A 15,860-nucleotide genomic window follows, 5' to 3' on the forward strand; every position below is an offset into this window, starting at 1 on the left:
ACTTCGGCTGACTTGGAAAAGCCTTTGTCGGCAACACACCGCTTCGGAACTCTTCCAAGCAGCAAGACCTTTGCAGGTCTCGCTCTCTCACTACAGAAAAGTACGCTATGAACAACGCGAGTCAAAAAAGTCTGATGATCCTGACTCGAATGGTCAGCTAAGGCCCCCGGTTGCGCCGGCTTTAACGATTAGGCAGGGGATTCGCTCAAATCCCCCCCTTGGTACGGTGCAGGCTATCCACTCATAAACAACAAGACTTACCCAGCCGGTAAAACCATCATGGCGAAATGCGATCAAGGCTACCTGTGTGAATCCTGCGGCCTCGAAGTCACGTCAATCGTCGATAGTGACTTGTACCTGCGGTTCGTGATCGGCCAGTTGGATGCTGAACGTTTGCATCTATCTCCTGAGCGGCATTTGCGGTGCAATCCTTCACTCGCACAATATATTGTCGACCCTCGTTTCGAACCGGTTACGGTTCAAGGCGATTTTGATCGTCGCCAACTCGACCCAAAATTTGTTGCCCAGCAAATTGACCGGGTAACCCGCGGCTATTGCCGCCTTTGGACCATCAACGAGTCACCTGAACCGATCAGCTTGCTGGACTACCCGATCATAGATGACGATATAGACACCGGCCCTACTGCTCCCCACGCTCGGTAACTTTAGTAATTCCCATGCCTATCCTACCGCCTGAACCGGATTGCTATCCCGACGACCTGCTGGACCAAGACGAGTCACTGGAGGCAAATTGGTGGTTGCTGTACGTTCGCAGCCGGCAGGAAAAGTCGGTCATGCGACAACTGCATTCCGAAGGGATCAGCTACTTCGCCCCCATGATCCCGAAGCGAACACGGTCCCCAGCCGGACGAATTCGAACTTCGTATGTACCGCTTTTTTCAACATATGTGTTTCTGCGAGGTGACGACGAAGCCCGCTATAGGGCGGTTTGCACCGGTTCGGTGATGCAGGCTGCTGAGATCCTCGAAGTCGCTGACTTGGTTGAAGACCTGCGCCAAATTCGCAACCTGGTGAACATGGGCGTCCCGCTGACGCTCGAATCCCGGTTGCAGCCGGGCCAGAATATTCGCGTTCGAAACGGCGCCTTTTCAGGTTACGAGGGCACTGTCATACGTCGCGAAAACGAAACGAGGCTACTGGTTGCGGTGCGGTTCATGGAACAAGGCGTCAGCGTCAAACTGGAAGATTGTCAACTCGAACTGATTGACTGACTTTCGAAGCCTGCCGGGGCGAACAAAGGGCACCGAGCGATTTCGCCGTTCTTAGCAGTGTCTTCGAGACAAGATCGCCGCCCAACGCTGCATCTCTTCATGATCGTGAGACCGATGCGCCGCCTCGTTACCGATCTCCCAAGCATGCTCGGTCGTATCGGCCATTTCTTCCCATAGCATCCGAAACGTTTTCCGGAACGATGCGATCCGATTGGGATCGTACCAAGCAAACGAATCGGCAACCGCAGGTTCAAAAACCGCTTGCACCCTCGATCGCATCGGCGGTTGGTCGACGATCAAGACCGCCACAGCGGATTCAATTGCCGTGGGAAGCACGTACCGCAGTTGGTCGTCGCTATTGACCGCAACAAAATCGACCGATCGCCACACATCGGTCATGTCAGAGAAAGTTCCAGGGATCGCAACCACGCCGCGTACGCCCTCGGCTTTCAATTCCTGGTGCACCCAGTCGTGCAGTTCACCGTCGCCAAGCAGCCAGATTTTCAAATTGGGGTAGCGTCCGCACAACAAGCGAGCATTCTTGACCAACGTAACGACACCCCCTTGGTCACCCGGACGCCCTTTCATATCGCCACACCACAACAGCACTCGGTCATCCAGTCCTGCACTTAAGTCATGATTTGCCGTTGCCAATGATTTCCGGGCTGCAGATCGCTCTTGCGGAGTCCATCTTTCCGGTCGTGAAAACCCGCGTGGGATTCGACAAATTTTTTCTGCGGGCACTTCATTGGCAACTAAAAACCGATCTGCTCCAGCGTGACGCGTCACGACGTGGTCCAGTTCAGCCAACGTCGCCAACACACGACGGCCTCCACGTGCCTGACGACACCACACCTCGTCGGCATCGCCGCCCCAACCGTCACAAATGGCCACCGTCGTCGGAACGTTGCAATGCTCAGAACCTAATGGAGATGAAACGCCTCGTTGTTTTTTCGCATGTGCGATCGCCATCGCCACGGCGCGAACTTCATCGTTCAACCCGTCGCAAACGATGGCGTCATACTCGCCAAGCTTCTCAATTATCCAGTTACCCAGGTACCGGACGTACCGCTGCATTGACCATTCCCCTTTGGGAGCGGCAACAATTCGGTGGACTGGCACTCCTCCGATCGACAACCCCTCCGACCAATGGCTGGAATATCGCGGTGTCAATACTTGCATGTCGTACCCCGCGGCGGCCCAGCGTTGAACTTGCTGAAACGAAGCCGAGGCCCGGGCATGACGCCCGTTCACATGTGGCCAAAATCGACGCGCCACCCACAAAACGCGTTTTCCGTTATGTCTTGGGCGTTCCGGTTGCGACGATTCTTGGGCAATAGTTTCGTTTGACGACAACGCGGTTACCCAACCTGAGCCGAGGTGGCGGCAATTTCATCCGGCTCCAATACCGCAATAAACGGCAAGTTCCGATACATATCAAGATAGTCCAACCCATAACCAACCACGAATTCGTCCGGAATTTCAAAGGCAACAAAATCGGGCCGCACGCTGTGCTGTTCCTCTCGCACCTTTCGTAGCAAAACGGCCGTTGCCACGCTTGAAGCTCCCATTTGCGTCAACTCATCCCGCAATTTCGCGATTGTTGCCCCGGTATCAAAAATGTCATCGACCAATAAAACGTCGCGATTTTTCACGTCAATTAGCATTTTTGCGTCAATGGTCAGTTCGCCCGCCTGAGTTCCGCCCCGGTAGCTCGACGCCTGAATCACACCGACACGCTGAGGCATGGAAAGCCGGCGAATTAAGTCTGCGAACAACACGACCGAACCGGTCAATACCGCCACGACAGTAATCGGCTGGTCACCGTATTGGCTGTCAATTTCTTTGGCGAGCTTCGCTACTCCTGCGGCGAGCTGGGTTTCGTCGATGAGTGTGCGCATGGAGCTTGTTCAGATGGGAGTGGATGGAAAGTAGGCCAAATTCATGTTCCGTCACAAATACCGGCGAATGCCAATGCCGGTTTGGGCGAACCAAGAATAGCGTTTCAGATCCATTTCATTCAGGGTTGGGTCACGGAAGATTCCATTCAGACTCTCATTTGACCGTAGTGGGCGAGGCACGCGGGCCCCCGCACCTTCCAACGAGGACAGACGTGTCATCCGTCGGCTACCTGAAACTGAAATCTTGCTGAAGCACTAACAAAAGAATCTTGGTGTTAGCCTGGGAACCATGGCGAAGGCAGGGAACAAATAGCGTCTTTTCTAGCGAAACCGGTTCGATCGATCCACCAGCACGCATCGGGACGATAAGGCAGGAGTGATCGATTGATGTTTTCTCGATTGCATTTTGCCGGATTCTCTCCAGATCGAATAGCCGCATGACGCCATCGCAACAGCTTGCACGTGTCCGACGAAGCCTTCAGCAATGGTTGGAGAATCATCCTGAAGAAAATACCAACGCAACCGACGAGAACGACCACGGTTTCGATGAGATGCGTGAGTCGATTTTTGTTTGCGATGGATTCTACCGCGGTCGCCGATTTCGCACGCCGTTGATAGCAGCGGTTTGGTTCGCGGAAGAAGATGAGCTGAAAATCCATTCCACGGCCGGCAAATGCCTAGCCAGCCTGAACGCTGACGAAATCGCTGAACTTGCCGGCCCCGAGATTGCTGACGTCTTGCCGATGATCCGCAGCACCGCACCACCACAAACTGCCACTCCTCCAACCGAGATGCCGCAAACCGCGGACGATCAACCACTCCGCCGCGCCGCGTAAGCAGCACGTCGGCAAACCAGAACCGCCAAGCGATGCTTGCGGCAAAAGTTTAAGTGTCCCAACTTCGCTGAACCAAGCTTCGTAATTGATTTGTGCTTGGTAATTGTTACGTGCCTGGAACAGGCACAGCAGGTTGCACCGGTACTGCGACCTTCATGCGAATTTGCGGTAGCCGTGCAAAGCAAGTCTCGGTTGCACTAACGCCTCGTGAAGATGGGACGCTTTGCGGCGAGCGGTCCCTGAATTGGCTGCCCATGCACAGCCGGCTCGTATCCGTGACGGTTCACCACCTCGTAACTGCGCAGCAGATCGCAACGGCAGCCGCAGTGCTTGGAATCAAGCTGACGAAAATGTCGGCGGTTGGCTTCGCGAGCAAAGACATCAAGACTATCTGCACGCGTCCACCTTGCCAATCCAGTGCAGAGATAGGACAAGCTATTGTTCGTCTAAATGACACATCAGAAACGCCGTCATAGCACTGTCGAGTCAGCTTGGACTGAGGCCCCCAACGAGTCACTATCGACACGAATTCTTTGCAACTTCAATTGGGTCGATCCTCAAGCGTTTCGTCGCGCTACCGAAGCGAACAAAGGCGTTCCATCCGAATGCAAACAGACGGCCAAGCAGTCCGTTGAAAAGACAAAAACCTAGGTCGTTCGATACGTACCCCAAGGAGACATGAGGTACTGGCATAAATAAGCAAAGAACTTGTCTATGGCGTGATACCTAATTCACCGAGCGCCCCGTAATCACCGAGCGATGAACTTACCGAGCACTGGATTCGCCGAGCACTGGCGAAATAAGTACATGCCGCTACACCAGTCGTCCGCGGAGATCGCGAACCAGTTTCAAAACCACCCCATGTGCTGCTTGTCCAGCCTGGGCTTTACTCGCCCTTCGCACCCATCGGAGCCGGACTTTCATCCATGCTATTGATCATAGCTTCTATCTCCTCTGGAGATTTCTTCTCGCGTTGAGACGTATCTATCACGCTACTGGATGAGTCGCTGCAACCTGGCGTGATCGCGAGAAGAAGGATCAAAAAGAGAGAAAACCGCATTAATTCTTTTCCTGGAAAGTAAGAGTCAGCACCGGTGTGCCCTGTGGATTGGCAAACAGGTTGACTGCAATGCAAAAAATAGTTTGATGGCTCTTACGCCATGTTCATCTGTTATCGATACCGCGCGTCCTGCGACTCGCCTGGGATTCTGGTTCAAATTTCTAATCCGAGAATCCTGGCGAACCTCACAACATTCGTTCAACCTCACCGATGCGATGTGCCATCGGGAAAGAACGGCTACGCCTTGTAAAAAGCTGGCATGCCCTTACAAGGCGACTACAACTACCACGCTCTTACGAGCGTAGAGATCCGAAGAGGGCTACTGCGAGTTAGAAGTCCTGGTCAATCACTTCTTTTGCAGCACGAGTTCCAAGTGCGCCCCACAACCCATAAGGACTGACGGAACCTGGTGCACGATCATCGGTACCATTGATGAATACCGTTCCTGCAGAACCATTGCCCGCTTCAATAGAGTCCGTAATGAATCTCACGGCACCGTCCGCCATCAAAACATGTGCACCGCCCTGGTGACGACTGCTCATCGTCCACACACCATCACTATTCGTGTTGTGGCCTCGGACACAGATTTCTCGATTAGGCGGAAGGATGGTAGTGCACTGCGTTATGCCAGGACTAGCTGCCGCCCAAATGTACCCACGTCTTCCTGACACAAAGTTGTTGGCATGAGAAGGATAGTCCGAGCTCCAGAACTGGGGTCGTTCAGGATCGACCATGTTTGGGGTTTGGCGGCAAGCCGACGGGTTTCCTCCAGCTTGCGTTTCTCGACGGGGCGATGTGGTAATACTTTCGTCGCCTAGGTCCGTATTGATTTCTCCCATGCAAATCGTATTGGAAAGGCCATCCAAAATGTCGCGAAACTTATACTGAGAATACAGTCCGAAACATCCACGCGAAGCAGCGCGCCACCGTGCGTCATCACGCTCAGTTTCCTTTTGCCTTACGTTGGTGTAAGGCCCAGTGTTTTGATAATCGGTCGTATCCCCGCTGCAAAGCGCATAGTTTGTTCGACCAGCACTAGGTAACCCAAATCCTGGGTCACTCGGGCAGCGATATGTGGCAAGCTCGGTAAACCACGGCGTGTAATCCTCCGTCCAAGTTGACGCAAAAGCAGCAACGTGCCACGGGTTAGGCCCCCACTCTGCAAACTGATCGCTGCCAATCAACATTGGATTTGTGATCTGTTCCCAAAGTGCTTGTTGTTCAATAAAAGGAAGGATCGGAATCAACGCACTACCCTGGCGGTGAAAATAGGTTTGTTCTTTTCCCCAGTTGGCGTTGTTTCCACTCATCGCGGTTCTTTCAGGACGCATTGGGCCAGTACCTTGCTGAGGCATTGCCTTGTAAGCAGCGTGATAGTTGTGGATCCCCAATCCAATTTGCTTGAAGTTGTTGCTGCAACTCATGCGGCGTGCCGCCTCGCGAGCTGCCTGAACGGCGGGCAGCAAAAGCCCAACAAGAACGCCAATCGCACCGAAAAAGGCGTTCTCGCCGACTTTAACTGAGATAACCTAGTGATACAGAGGCATGCCCTAGAAAGCCTTCCCTGCGGTAGCCGAAGCCTCGAAGCACTACCTACCGTCTCTTCCGAGACGCCGATCTTTTAACGGATAAGCGAGATCGATAACAAACACGAAAAATCTCTTTGGAGTGCTTAGACTCGGGGGCTTTCATACGTTGGCTGGGCCCAGGGCAGTCGCTTCTCTCGCATTAAATAGTTTAGAAACGGATATTGGCGAGAAGAACAATGTGCTGGCGGATCATCCCGAAGTTGCCAAGCGACTGCTCACTTTGATGAGCGTCTTCCAGTACGAACCGGCTCAGAACAGTCGCTCCGCAGTATTCCTCGAGCCCCCCAAGCCACTACCGATCCTAAAATAGCAGAAGGTAATTTAGAGCCCGATTGGAAGCGAGGTTCAACGCTCATGGGAAGTGGTCCTAACTAGATGCAGTTGCCGAAATCGCAGGAGCTTGGATGGACACGGGTTTTCCAAAGCCAATACGACTTCGCCTACATTCCCAATCGGGAACTTACCTAGTGCTTCATCCAGACTCAAGCTGGGGGTAGTGGGCGAGGCGACGAGTCCGTCTGGTCGGTGAGTGATAGGATTCGTCGCCTCATCCACTACGATCAACCCCAAAATGAAATGTTGATGAAGCACTCGGGGCAAATCCTTATCACCACTCTTGAGGTCCGTTTGATCTTGGAGTTGATAGCCCAAGAGAACCGCCGCTCGCTTCAATGAAGCATTGGTGCCGAGACGGCATGTCGACTGCCGTTCTGTTTCGGTCAACGTGAATCATCCGGGCGCGTGCGTCGTCCCATTCGATGATTGGAAGGACGCATCGGTGCTGGTTGCCGAAACCTTGGACTCAAGTGCGCCGATGCAGGCTGCAGATGCGCTGCATCGAACAGGCTACCGGCCTCGTATAACGCTCCCGTGGAGACCTTGTGATTGTTGATTCTTGGTTGAACTTGGTCAACTCACACGCGAGGCAAAGAGTTTCGCAAGCCCGATACAGTTGACTTGAGCACTCAGAGAATGACCAGCATACTGATCAGGCCCAGCTGTTGCCGGGCCGAACACGATTGCCCCTTCCTATTTTGATCCTGTCCTCATTCGTTACCGGCGTCTTCCATTTTATCCAACGCGCCAGTGAGAATGGCGATCTCTTCGGGAGTTCTTTGAGGCCGTTGTGACGTGTCGATTACTGCTGTTTCGGGTTCTGAGCAACCAGTGGTAAACCAAAATAGGGGCAGAGAAAAAAGGCACGCAAAAAAGAGCTTCATCTTTGAACAACTTTCGCTATCGAAATGGTTTGAATAATTAAAGACGCTTGTAGTCGCATTGAAAACGGAATCAGTTCTGGGAACAGCACGTTCGGTAATAATTGAAGCACAACGAAGCCACCAATCGATGGCCATGGTTGCATCTCAGTTTCCTCAGCGTACATCCACCGAGGCATGTATCGACCAACTTGCCTAAAAGGAAAGCCCCCTAGAATTCTTGACTAATCACTTCCTTTGATGCCCGAGTTCCCAACGCTCCCCAAAGACCATACGGGCTCGGCGAACCAGGGGACGAATCACCATTGCCACCATTGCGAACATCGGCCGCTGAGCTATTCCCAGCTTCAATGGAATCAGTGATGAATCTGACAGCACCATCCGCCATCAAAACGTGGGCTCCGCCTTGGTGACGGCTACTGACCGTCAATGTTCCATTGGCGGCAACGAAGTCCTGGTTGGCGTCGTTGCAGTACTCACGGTTAGGTGGAAGGACGGTATTCACGATCGTGAATCCAGGCGCTGTTGCTGCCCAGCATGCTCCACGCGACGCGAGCGGGGTAAAGGTGTGGCTGACTGTGGTTGACCAAAACTGTGGGCGTTCCGGATTGATCTGAGGCCTGCATCGGTCTGGTTTGTTTTGAACATTGGTTCCGCCCCCTCGCACTTCCGTCGTAATGTGACTGTCACCGAGGTCCGTGTTCATCTCTCCCATCGCGATGGTGTTTGATAATCCGTCGAGAATATCTCGAAACTGGTTTTTGTCGTACACGTCAAAGACGCCTCGATCAGAAGCACGAAAAGCAGCCACACTGGCGGTACTCGTCGCAATGAGATTGCTATCGCTGAACCTCCCCGCACCGAGATTTAACGAAATTGAATCACCGACACAAACTCCGTAGTTCGTCCGGCCTCCTGCGGGGAGGCCGACTCCAGGGTCACTGGGGCAGCGATACGTGTTGATTTCAGTGAACCACGGATCATAGGAAACTCCATCGCTCGTAAACTGGGTAGTAGTGCCTTGCATCTCCGTGTACGGAACGGTTCCAAATTCTGTAAAACGCGTTGTCCCAATAACAAGTGGATTACTGACCCGCTCCCATATGGCCTGTTGCTCCATGAACGGAAGCAACCCGACTAATGCACCTATGCGGCTATATTGATGCTCTGGATCCTTGTTCCAACGGGCATTAGCTCCACCAAGAGCTTTGTGTGCTTCATTGATCGGTCCGGTACCGTGAATCGGCAGCTGTTTAAATGCGCTGTGATAGTTGTGAAGTCCCAAACCCAATTGCTTGAAGTTGTTGCTGCAACTCATGCGGCGTGCCGCCTCGCGAGCTGCCTGAACGGCGGGCAGCAAAAGCCCAACAAGAACGCCAATAATGGCAATGACGACCAGCAATTCGACGAGTGTGAACCCATGTCTTGGGTCCGATGTGTGACTTGGACGAGGCATACTTTGACTCCAGAAAAGAACAAAACCGATTTAATCGCGGGGCCACTAAGGTCCCGTGCACCCCTTAAGCGAACCTAAGGGCCCCGATCTATACACACAAAGCAGAATTTTGCAGTTTATTTTTGTCAGCGACCTGAAAGGCCAACGCATCGAGCCACACCCAAACCACCACACAGAGGTGCCAAGCTGCTATTTCCCGGCGTAGAGAATGATTTCTCGCCTAGGCCCTATTCAGATGCGATTACGACTTCAATCGAATCTGGCAAAGCTGAAATTTCAGTTTCTGACACCTGACCTGGGTCCAGCAGGATCCGCCGCAAATTGCGGTTTTTCCGCAACGGTGCCAGGTTGGCAACTGGAGTTTGCCGAAGATCGAGCTCATGAAGCTCGAGGCCCCCCAGGTCGGAAAGGTTGCGAACATCGGTTTCGCGTAGATCCAGCACCCTTGGCTTGAGAATGTAAACCAAACTAAGCCTATCCGTTCCACCAAAAGTTCTTCTCAATCGTTTCAATCCTTTGCCCCGCAATCGAACGGTTTCGGTTTCTGGCTCGAAGACAAGTTCTCCATCCTGCCAGGTTCGATTATTGATCTGAATCCACTCACGTACGATCCGAGTCTTGTCGACATGCGATTGCCGATAAAGACTATCGTAAATTAACATTTTTTCGGCGAGCTTTCCTCGACGCAAATGATTGGGATAGGGCCCGGAATCACAAAGTTCGTGAATCAACGAAATGAAGTCATCTGTCTCGAGATAGCCTTCTTCATTTGTCAACAGCGAGTACTGTTCCGCGCATAAAACCAAGTCAGGCTCGATGATTTTCCCATCTTCGACAAGCTGCAAAGCGGACCCAAAATCTTGCATCAGGAAGTACAGATAGAATTTCTGCATCCAAGCCTTCGAATCGGGCAACGGCTCAAAGACAAGAATGGATTCCAAGTTCCGCAACGCATGCTCAATCGCGCTTGGCATCGCTTTGTCTCGCAGAAAGATCGCGTCGGTCACAAAGTCCGACTGTTCAATGACTGATTCAACCTGAACGTTCTGCCGTTGCTCGGATTCTTCTTTTTCAGCCAAGTACTGGGCCAGCGAAGTCTCGGCTCGCTCTTGGGCATCTTCAGCCGCGACCTGAGCCTTCTCAGATCGTTCTCGTGCTTCGATTGCCAATTGGCGACTAAGCCGAAGCTCGATCACAAAATACGCGACGCAGATCGCAAAGATCGCCAGCAAACCAAATGCGATTGAACATGCCTCGCGATGCCGTCGATAGAACAAAGCCGCTTCTCTTCGCAGGCTCGAAGGCTCAACCGAAGTGCTATACCCGCCTAAAAAACGCGAGATATCTTCTCTCAAGTCTTCGACTGTCGCATAGCGTTCATCGGGGTCAATCGCTGTAGCTTTGGCGATGGTTCCCGCCAGCGCTCTATCAATATTTGATTTCGCTTCCGGAGTCCCACCGGGCACTTCCAGAGTTAGCAATTCATGCAACAAACATCCCATGGCATAGATGTCCATTTGGGGAGTTTTGGTTTGGCGTTTGTCTTTTTGCTCCGGCGCCATGTACGCCGGAGTCCCCTTGGCAAAATCCAGCAGCGAACCGTAAAGGTCAGGGTCAAGCAATACGGTCGATTCATTTTGACCGGGCTCTCGCGCCATCACGACGCCCATCCCCCAGTCGCAAACTTTCACCTCACCAAACTCGCCCACAAAAATGTTTTCAGGCTTGATATCCAAGTGCAATACGCTGCGTGAGTGCGCGTAAGCAATCGCATCGCATACCCGCCGGAAGATCTCCAATCGCTTTTGTGAAGAGAACTCGTCCAGCAACTCCCCGTTCTGAAGCGAGTGAATGACGTCACGCAACGGACGACCTTGTTTCAATTCCATCGTGAAAAAGGGGCGTCCTTCCGGATCCACCCCCATATCAAATAGGTCAATGATATTGGGGTGATCTAGCCGAGCGGTCAGGTGTGCTTCTCGCAAAAAAGCGTCGAAGTGATCCCTAGAAAACTCTGGCAATGGCTTCGCCAACGCCGCATGCCGGGATGCTTTCGCGTCGTAAACTTTAAAGACCTCTTTCATCCCCCCACGGCCAATTAGCACAGGGTCTTCATAGCGATTCTTAACCCGAGAAATCGCACAAAACAACGGACAAATATCGTCGTCCGATTCCAAACCATGCCCATACGCTTTCGTCGGATCCGCTTGCTCGAAAACATCGTCCACGATGAGATCGATTCGTTCGATGGAGTCTTGAGGAGCTGAACGATCAGCCATGGAATCTTCGCCTAAGTGATTGATTTACCAAGCGTAATGGCATGTCATGGCATGCTATCGGGAAATTCAAGTTCGCGTCGCAATTCGAACGATTCGAGGATCAACCGCTTTTTGACTCGATGCTTTAAAACGTACACGCTTTCCTCGCGAATATTTAAATCGCGGCTAATTTCTGCGGCCGATTCTCCCTCCACACTGCGGACAAAGACGTCTAACGCGTCACCTGAAAAGATTGACTTCAGACGCTCAAGGGCAAGCCTCACGATATGCTGTCGCCATTCCTTTTCAATCCGCTGTTCTAGCTCCGATTCGGAAGCCAACAGCAACGTTTGCTCGACATGGTTTGCGTCTGTACTAACGTTTTGCTTGTTTCGTCGTTGGCGACGGTGCCAATCCATCGCAGTATTGTGAATCAGTTGCGATAACCAACTACGAAACCGAGCCCGGTTTGGTTGGTGTTGATAGTCCACTAGATCACGCCAAAGCCGCATCAGTGCAAGTTGGCAAGCGTCATCAAGATCCGAATCGGACACGCCTAAATGCGTCAAAATCTGACGGATAAACGGCCGGTAATACGCCAACAACTCTTCCCAAGCCGGATGGTCCTTACCCGACTGAGCAAGTTCCAACAGCGAGATACGGGTCGGCAAATTTTGCGATTGACTATTCATTCGTCGGGGAATTTCAACAATTCAGTAGCCGCCAGCGATTACGGTGATCACGAAGACCAACCTGATCGCACTTACCTAGATCGTACCAGCTTACCCGAACGAGAAGTAAACAACGCCCTGAACTAGCCAGCTCACAGCACTTTGATACGGTTCAGATCGCGTGTCACAACGACTTGCCTCACACGCTTGGGACGGTGTCCAATACGATATTACGAAGCGTCATGACTAGGCCAACGATCATGCCGACGCATGTATCAACAGCAAGCGTCACTTGTCAGAATCGTTTGTGTTGAACGACCTCTCTAAGAACAAAAGCGGCGAAAAACTTTTACGAACGATTCGTATACTCTTGGTCGCCAACACACGCCACCGAAGTTATCGTTGACAAGGTAGCTTCTAAATTCAAACTAGTGCTTCATCCATATTCAACTTTGGGGTGTAGTGGGCGAGGCGACGAGCCCGTCTGGTTGGTGAGTGGATGGGATTCGTCGCCTCATCCACTACGATCAACCCCAAAATGAAATGTAGCCGAAGCACTAGTCACTTTTGACTGATATCGCAGTACGCAGTTGGAACAATTGGTTGCCACGAACCCAGAAGACAACTCCCGATGAGTTCCTTCGGTGTTCGATGAGTGTCTGCGATAAGACGATGACTGAAACAACCGAGCCCCCCGCGAAAAACTGCCTAATGATCATCAAGACTTCTGCACTGTTACTCGGGACTTGGATGACACTCGCATCAATCGGTGCAGCCAATGATCGCTACGTGTTGACGTACGATGCGCCCGCCAAAGATAACTTGCTTAATCGCGGCAAAGGAAAAGCGAAAGGCCACGGCTATATCCAAACTGCACTGCCGATCGGCAATGGCCGCTTGGGCGCCATGTTTTCGGGCGGCGTTGATGTGGAACATTTACTGATCAACGACATTACGTTGTGGATGAATGCCAAACGCGGACTCGATGAAGTTACGCAATCCGGGGCACGCCAAGCCGCACCGCAAGATCTCGAAACAGTTCGGCAAGCGTACCGAGAGGGAAAGTACGGCACCAAGCCCGGCAGCATGGAAAGTCTCTCGACTAAGTATCTCAGCACCACCGAACCACTTGGAAACTACGCGCCGTTCACGGACCTGCTGATTTCTACTGGGCATGATCCCAGTTCCATCGACAACTACCATCGCGCCCTTGATTCCAACACAGGCCTGGGGACGGTGCGTTATTCCATCGGTGATGGAACCTTCACCCGCGAGTTCTTTTGTAGCTATCCCCACGACGTGGTCATGGTTCGCTACACCGCCGATCACGCCAAGCTAAACTTGACCGTTCAGGCCACCACCAAACACAAAGGGTCGCAGGTTACCTCAGCGGACAAGCGGATTGTGCTGATGGGGAAGGCGGCGATGGTTCAGGACGATATTGAGTTCATGCAAATCGTCCAGATCGATGCGGGGGACGCCCAAGTGGCGCCGCAAGCCGATGGGTCTATTCAGATTTCCAACGCTAGCGATGTGACCATTTACCTAGCCGGATACTCAGATTACTTGCCGGACTATCCAACATTCAAAGGACGCGACTACCAGACGGATTGCGAACAAACCATCACTGCCGCGACTTCACTCGGCTGGGCGGCCCTCAAAGAATCACACATCGAAGATGTATCCGCCATCTTGAATCGTTGCCGATTGGAATTGGATTTTGAGCCGTCTGGATTGACTACCGACCGTCTTGTTGCTGGCGATGGCAACACCGAATTGGAAAACCTTTACTTCCATTACAGTCGCTATCTACAACTCAGTTGCTCGCGTGGCGCACCAGTTCCTTCCAACCTACAAGGTTTATGGAATGCTGATTTGAAGCCAGCCTGGAACTGCGACTACCACACCGACATCAACGTGCAGATGAACTACTGGATGGTGGACGCTGCGAACCAATCCGAATCATTCCGTCCCTTCGTGGAATGGATGAAGATCCTCGCGAAATCCGGACGCCACACTGCTCGTGAAACGTTTGGAATCGATAAAGGTTGGAGTGTTGGGTTGAACAGCAATGTGTTCGGCTTTACGGCACAAAACGTACATGGCCGGCGCAACCAACAAGGTGGACATTGGCTTTGCCAAAACCTGTTTGATCACTATGCCTTTACCCAAGACCTCGCTTATCTGGAAGAAATCTATCCGGTCTTGAAAGGATCCGCCGAGTTCTTTGTCGAATATCTCGCTCCTTGGAAAGACGGCACCCTAGTCGTCTATCCAACTTGGTCGCCTGAAAACTCTTACTTGGTCAAACAGTATGGCAAGCTAAATAAGCAAGCCTACGGCGCATCATGGGATCAACAACTCGTCTTGAATCTATTCACCGATTGCATCGAAGCCTCCACGATTCTGAAACGAGATGACGAGTTCCGGGCAACCTTGCAGGAAATGATTCCCAAACTCTGCCCTCAGAAAATTGGCCAACACGGCCAACTTCAAGAATGGCCTGAAGACTGGGACAACCCCAAAGACACACACCGGCATATCTCGCATCTCATTGCTTTGCATCCTGGTCGCGATATTTCGCCTCTGACGACCGAAGAGTTGCACGACGCAGCTTTGGTGACCATGAAGCATCGCGGTGATGAATCCACAGGCTGGAGCACAGGTTGGAAAACCTGTTTTTGGTCGCGTCTGCACAACGGTGATCGGGCTCATAAAATCTATCGGTTCCTGACCTCCGAACGAGCCTACCCCAACCTTTTCGATTTTCATCCTCCGTTCCAAATCGATGGCAACTTCGGTGGAGCAGCGGGTGTTTGTGAGATGTTACTGCAGAGCCATCTGCGCAGTATCAACGCCGATGCGACGACAGTCCAAGACGCAGCTTTTGTTGCTTATAGAAAAGATCCAAAACACCCCACGCATTTTGTTCCCGTCGTACCAGACGAAGCCATTGCCAGTGCGTCTTATATCTTACATCTGCTGCCGGCGCTGCCATCGGCGTGGCCCAGTGGCAAGGTAAGCGGCTTGAAAGCACGTGGCGGAACGGAAGTCGACATGCAATGGAAAGACGACAAGCTCACCGAAGCCACTATCCGCGCTACCAAGGACACCACGTTCCGAGTTTACGCACAAGACAAACTCAGCGAAGTAATCTCACTTCAACGAGGCCAATCGATGAACTGGCCACTAACCCAGTAGCCGACTAGTTCGCTAGTGTCCGAAGGAAAATGTGTCCACTCTCCAACATGATTCAAACGACTCGATTACGAAAACCACCGAGTTTGAAAAGCAACACTCGTCTCGATTGCCTCCGCATAAAAAGTGGAACGTGGATCCTAGCGTACGTGAATCCTAACGTACGTACCGACTTCGTGATGTGGACAAAGCATGTCCTCCAAACAGACGACACCCTACCATCTTTAGCGAACTAGCATTGCCAGTACGATCCAATACCGACAAACAGGCCACCCTTAACGGAATCAATGGCTCGCAAACGGGTTTGCACTCATTGCCCTTCAAAAGGCCCAACAGCAAGACACAGGCATCTTCGCTGCGACGCCCTAAAGAGCGGTCGCCTCCCGTCGCTACATAGCCAGCCCGATGGTACCGCCTCAAAGACCAACGCACCCAAACTAAG

Annotated in this window: 12 protein-coding genes; 4 read left to right on the forward strand and 8 right to left on the reverse strand. The window is 52.3% G+C overall.

The window, feature by feature from the left end; genetic code table 11:
- The first annotated feature begins 279 nt into the window (after positions 1-279).
- Together ACR3ZL_RS18275 and nusG are read left to right on the forward strand one after the other, a co-directional pair.
- Positions 280-663, forward strand: a complete 384-nt coding sequence (locus ACR3ZL_RS18275) for a hypothetical protein (protein ID WP_473651672.1) — start codon at positions 280-282, stop codon at positions 661-663.
- Between the two features lie 14 nt (positions 664-677).
- The gene (nusG, locus tag ACR3ZL_RS18280; protein WP_473651671.1) at positions 678-1,232 is read left to right on the forward strand and encodes a transcription termination/antitermination protein NusG; all 555 of its coding nucleotides are present in this window, start codon (positions 678-680) and stop codon (positions 1,230-1,232) included.
- 51 nt (positions 1,233-1,283) lie between these two features.
- On the opposite strand, the gene ACR3ZL_RS18285 is transcribed toward nusG, so the two are convergent.
- The 3 genes from ACR3ZL_RS18285 to ACR3ZL_RS18295 all read right to left on the reverse strand — a co-directional run bounded on the left by ACR3ZL_RS18285 (position 1,284) and on the right by ACR3ZL_RS18295 (position 3,352).
- Positions 1,284-2,510 (reverse strand): glycosyltransferase, encoded by a 1,227-nt coding sequence (locus ACR3ZL_RS18285; protein ID WP_486173592.1) that lies wholly within the window; start codon positions 2,508-2,510, stop codon positions 1,284-1,286.
- An 83-nt stretch (positions 2,511-2,593) separates the two neighbouring features.
- Positions 2,594-3,133, reverse strand: coding sequence for a hypoxanthine phosphoribosyltransferase (gene hpt / locus ACR3ZL_RS18290; protein WP_473651670.1), 540 nt, complete (start codon positions 3,131-3,133; stop codon positions 2,594-2,596).
- A gap of 51 nt (positions 3,134-3,184) precedes the next feature.
- Positions 3,185-3,352 (reverse strand): hypothetical protein, encoded by a 168-nt coding sequence (locus ACR3ZL_RS18295; protein ID WP_473651669.1) that lies wholly within the window; start codon positions 3,350-3,352, stop codon positions 3,185-3,187.
- Positions 3,353-3,570: 218 nt separating this feature from the next.
- Between ACR3ZL_RS18295 and ACR3ZL_RS18300 the strand changes: the two genes are divergently transcribed.
- Positions 3,571-3,969, forward strand: coding sequence for a hypothetical protein (locus tag ACR3ZL_RS18300; RefSeq protein WP_473651668.1), 399 nt, complete (start codon positions 3,571-3,573; stop codon positions 3,967-3,969).
- A gap of 1,389 nt (positions 3,970-5,358) precedes the next feature.
- On the opposite strand, the gene ACR3ZL_RS18305 is transcribed toward ACR3ZL_RS18300, so the two are convergent.
- The 5 genes from ACR3ZL_RS18305 to ACR3ZL_RS18325 all read right to left on the reverse strand — a co-directional run bounded on the left by ACR3ZL_RS18305 (position 5,359) and on the right by ACR3ZL_RS18325 (position 12,241).
- Complete coding sequence (locus ACR3ZL_RS18305) at positions 5,359-6,555, reverse strand: DUF1559 domain-containing protein (RefSeq protein ID WP_486173593.1); 1,197 nt, start codon at positions 6,553-6,555, stop codon at positions 5,359-5,361.
- Between the two features lie 1,109 nt (positions 6,556-7,664).
- Positions 7,665-7,973 (reverse strand): hypothetical protein, encoded by a 309-nt coding sequence (locus ACR3ZL_RS18310; protein WP_486172855.1) that lies wholly within the window; start codon positions 7,971-7,973, stop codon positions 7,665-7,667.
- A gap of 73 nt (positions 7,974-8,046) precedes the next feature.
- Positions 8,047-9,291 (reverse strand): DUF1559 domain-containing protein, encoded by a 1,245-nt coding sequence (locus tag ACR3ZL_RS18315; protein WP_473651666.1) that lies wholly within the window; start codon positions 9,289-9,291, stop codon positions 8,047-8,049.
- A 227-nt stretch (positions 9,292-9,518) separates the two neighbouring features.
- Positions 9,519-11,570, reverse strand: coding sequence for a serine/threonine protein kinase (locus ACR3ZL_RS18320; protein WP_486172856.1), 2,052 nt, complete (start codon positions 11,568-11,570; stop codon positions 9,519-9,521).
- Positions 11,571-11,614: 44 nt separating this feature from the next.
- A complete protein-coding gene (locus tag ACR3ZL_RS18325; RefSeq protein WP_473651662.1) occupies positions 11,615-12,241 on the reverse strand; it encodes an RNA polymerase sigma factor in 627 nt (208 codons plus the stop codon).
- 690 nt (positions 12,242-12,931) lie between these two features.
- On the opposite strand from ACR3ZL_RS18325, the gene ACR3ZL_RS18330 reads away from it, so the two are divergent.
- Positions 12,932-15,421 carry a glycoside hydrolase family 95 protein gene (locus ACR3ZL_RS18330; RefSeq protein ID WP_473651661.1) on the forward strand — a complete coding sequence of 830 codons (2,490 nt, stop codon included), beginning with the start codon at positions 12,932-12,934 and terminating at the stop codon, positions 15,419-15,421.
- The last annotated feature ends 439 nt before the right edge of the window (positions 15,422-15,860 follow it).

It is taken from the genome of Rhodopirellula sp. J20-39 (assembly GCF_057365095.1).

Bases quoted from the DNA above. Each gene is read 5' to 3' on its own strand.
- ACR3ZL_RS18275 (WP_473651672.1), top strand. From the start codon at position 280: ATGGCGAAATGCGATCAAGGCTACCTGTGTGAATCCTGCGGCCTCGAA.
- nusG (WP_473651671.1), top strand. From the start codon at position 678: ATGCCTATCCTACCGCCTGAACCGGATTGCTATCCCGACGACCTGCTG.
- hpt (WP_473651670.1), bottom strand. From the start codon at position 3,133: ATGCGCACACTCATCGACGAAACCCAGCTCGCCGCAGGAGTAGCGAAG.
- ACR3ZL_RS18295 (WP_473651669.1), bottom strand. From the start codon at position 3,352: ATGACACGTCTGTCCTCGTTGGAAGGTGCGGGGGCCCGCGTGCCTCGC.
- ACR3ZL_RS18300 (WP_473651668.1), top strand. From the start codon at position 3,571: ATGACGCCATCGCAACAGCTTGCACGTGTCCGACGAAGCCTTCAGCAA.
- ACR3ZL_RS18310 (WP_486172855.1), bottom strand. From the start codon at position 7,973: ATGGCCATCGATTGGTGGCTTCGTTGTGCTTCAATTATTACCGAACGT.
- ACR3ZL_RS18315 (WP_473651666.1), bottom strand. From the start codon at position 9,291: ATGCCTCGTCCAAGTCACACATCGGACCCAAGACATGGGTTCACACTC.
- ACR3ZL_RS18320 (WP_486172856.1), bottom strand. From the start codon at position 11,570: ATGGCTGATCGTTCAGCTCCTCAAGACTCCATCGAACGAATCGATCTC.
- ACR3ZL_RS18325 (WP_473651662.1), bottom strand. From the start codon at position 12,241: ATGAATAGTCAATCGCAAAATTTGCCGACCCGTATCTCGCTGTTGGAA.
- ACR3ZL_RS18330 (WP_473651661.1), top strand. From the start codon at position 12,932: ATGATCATCAAGACTTCTGCACTGTTACTCGGGACTTGGATGACACTC.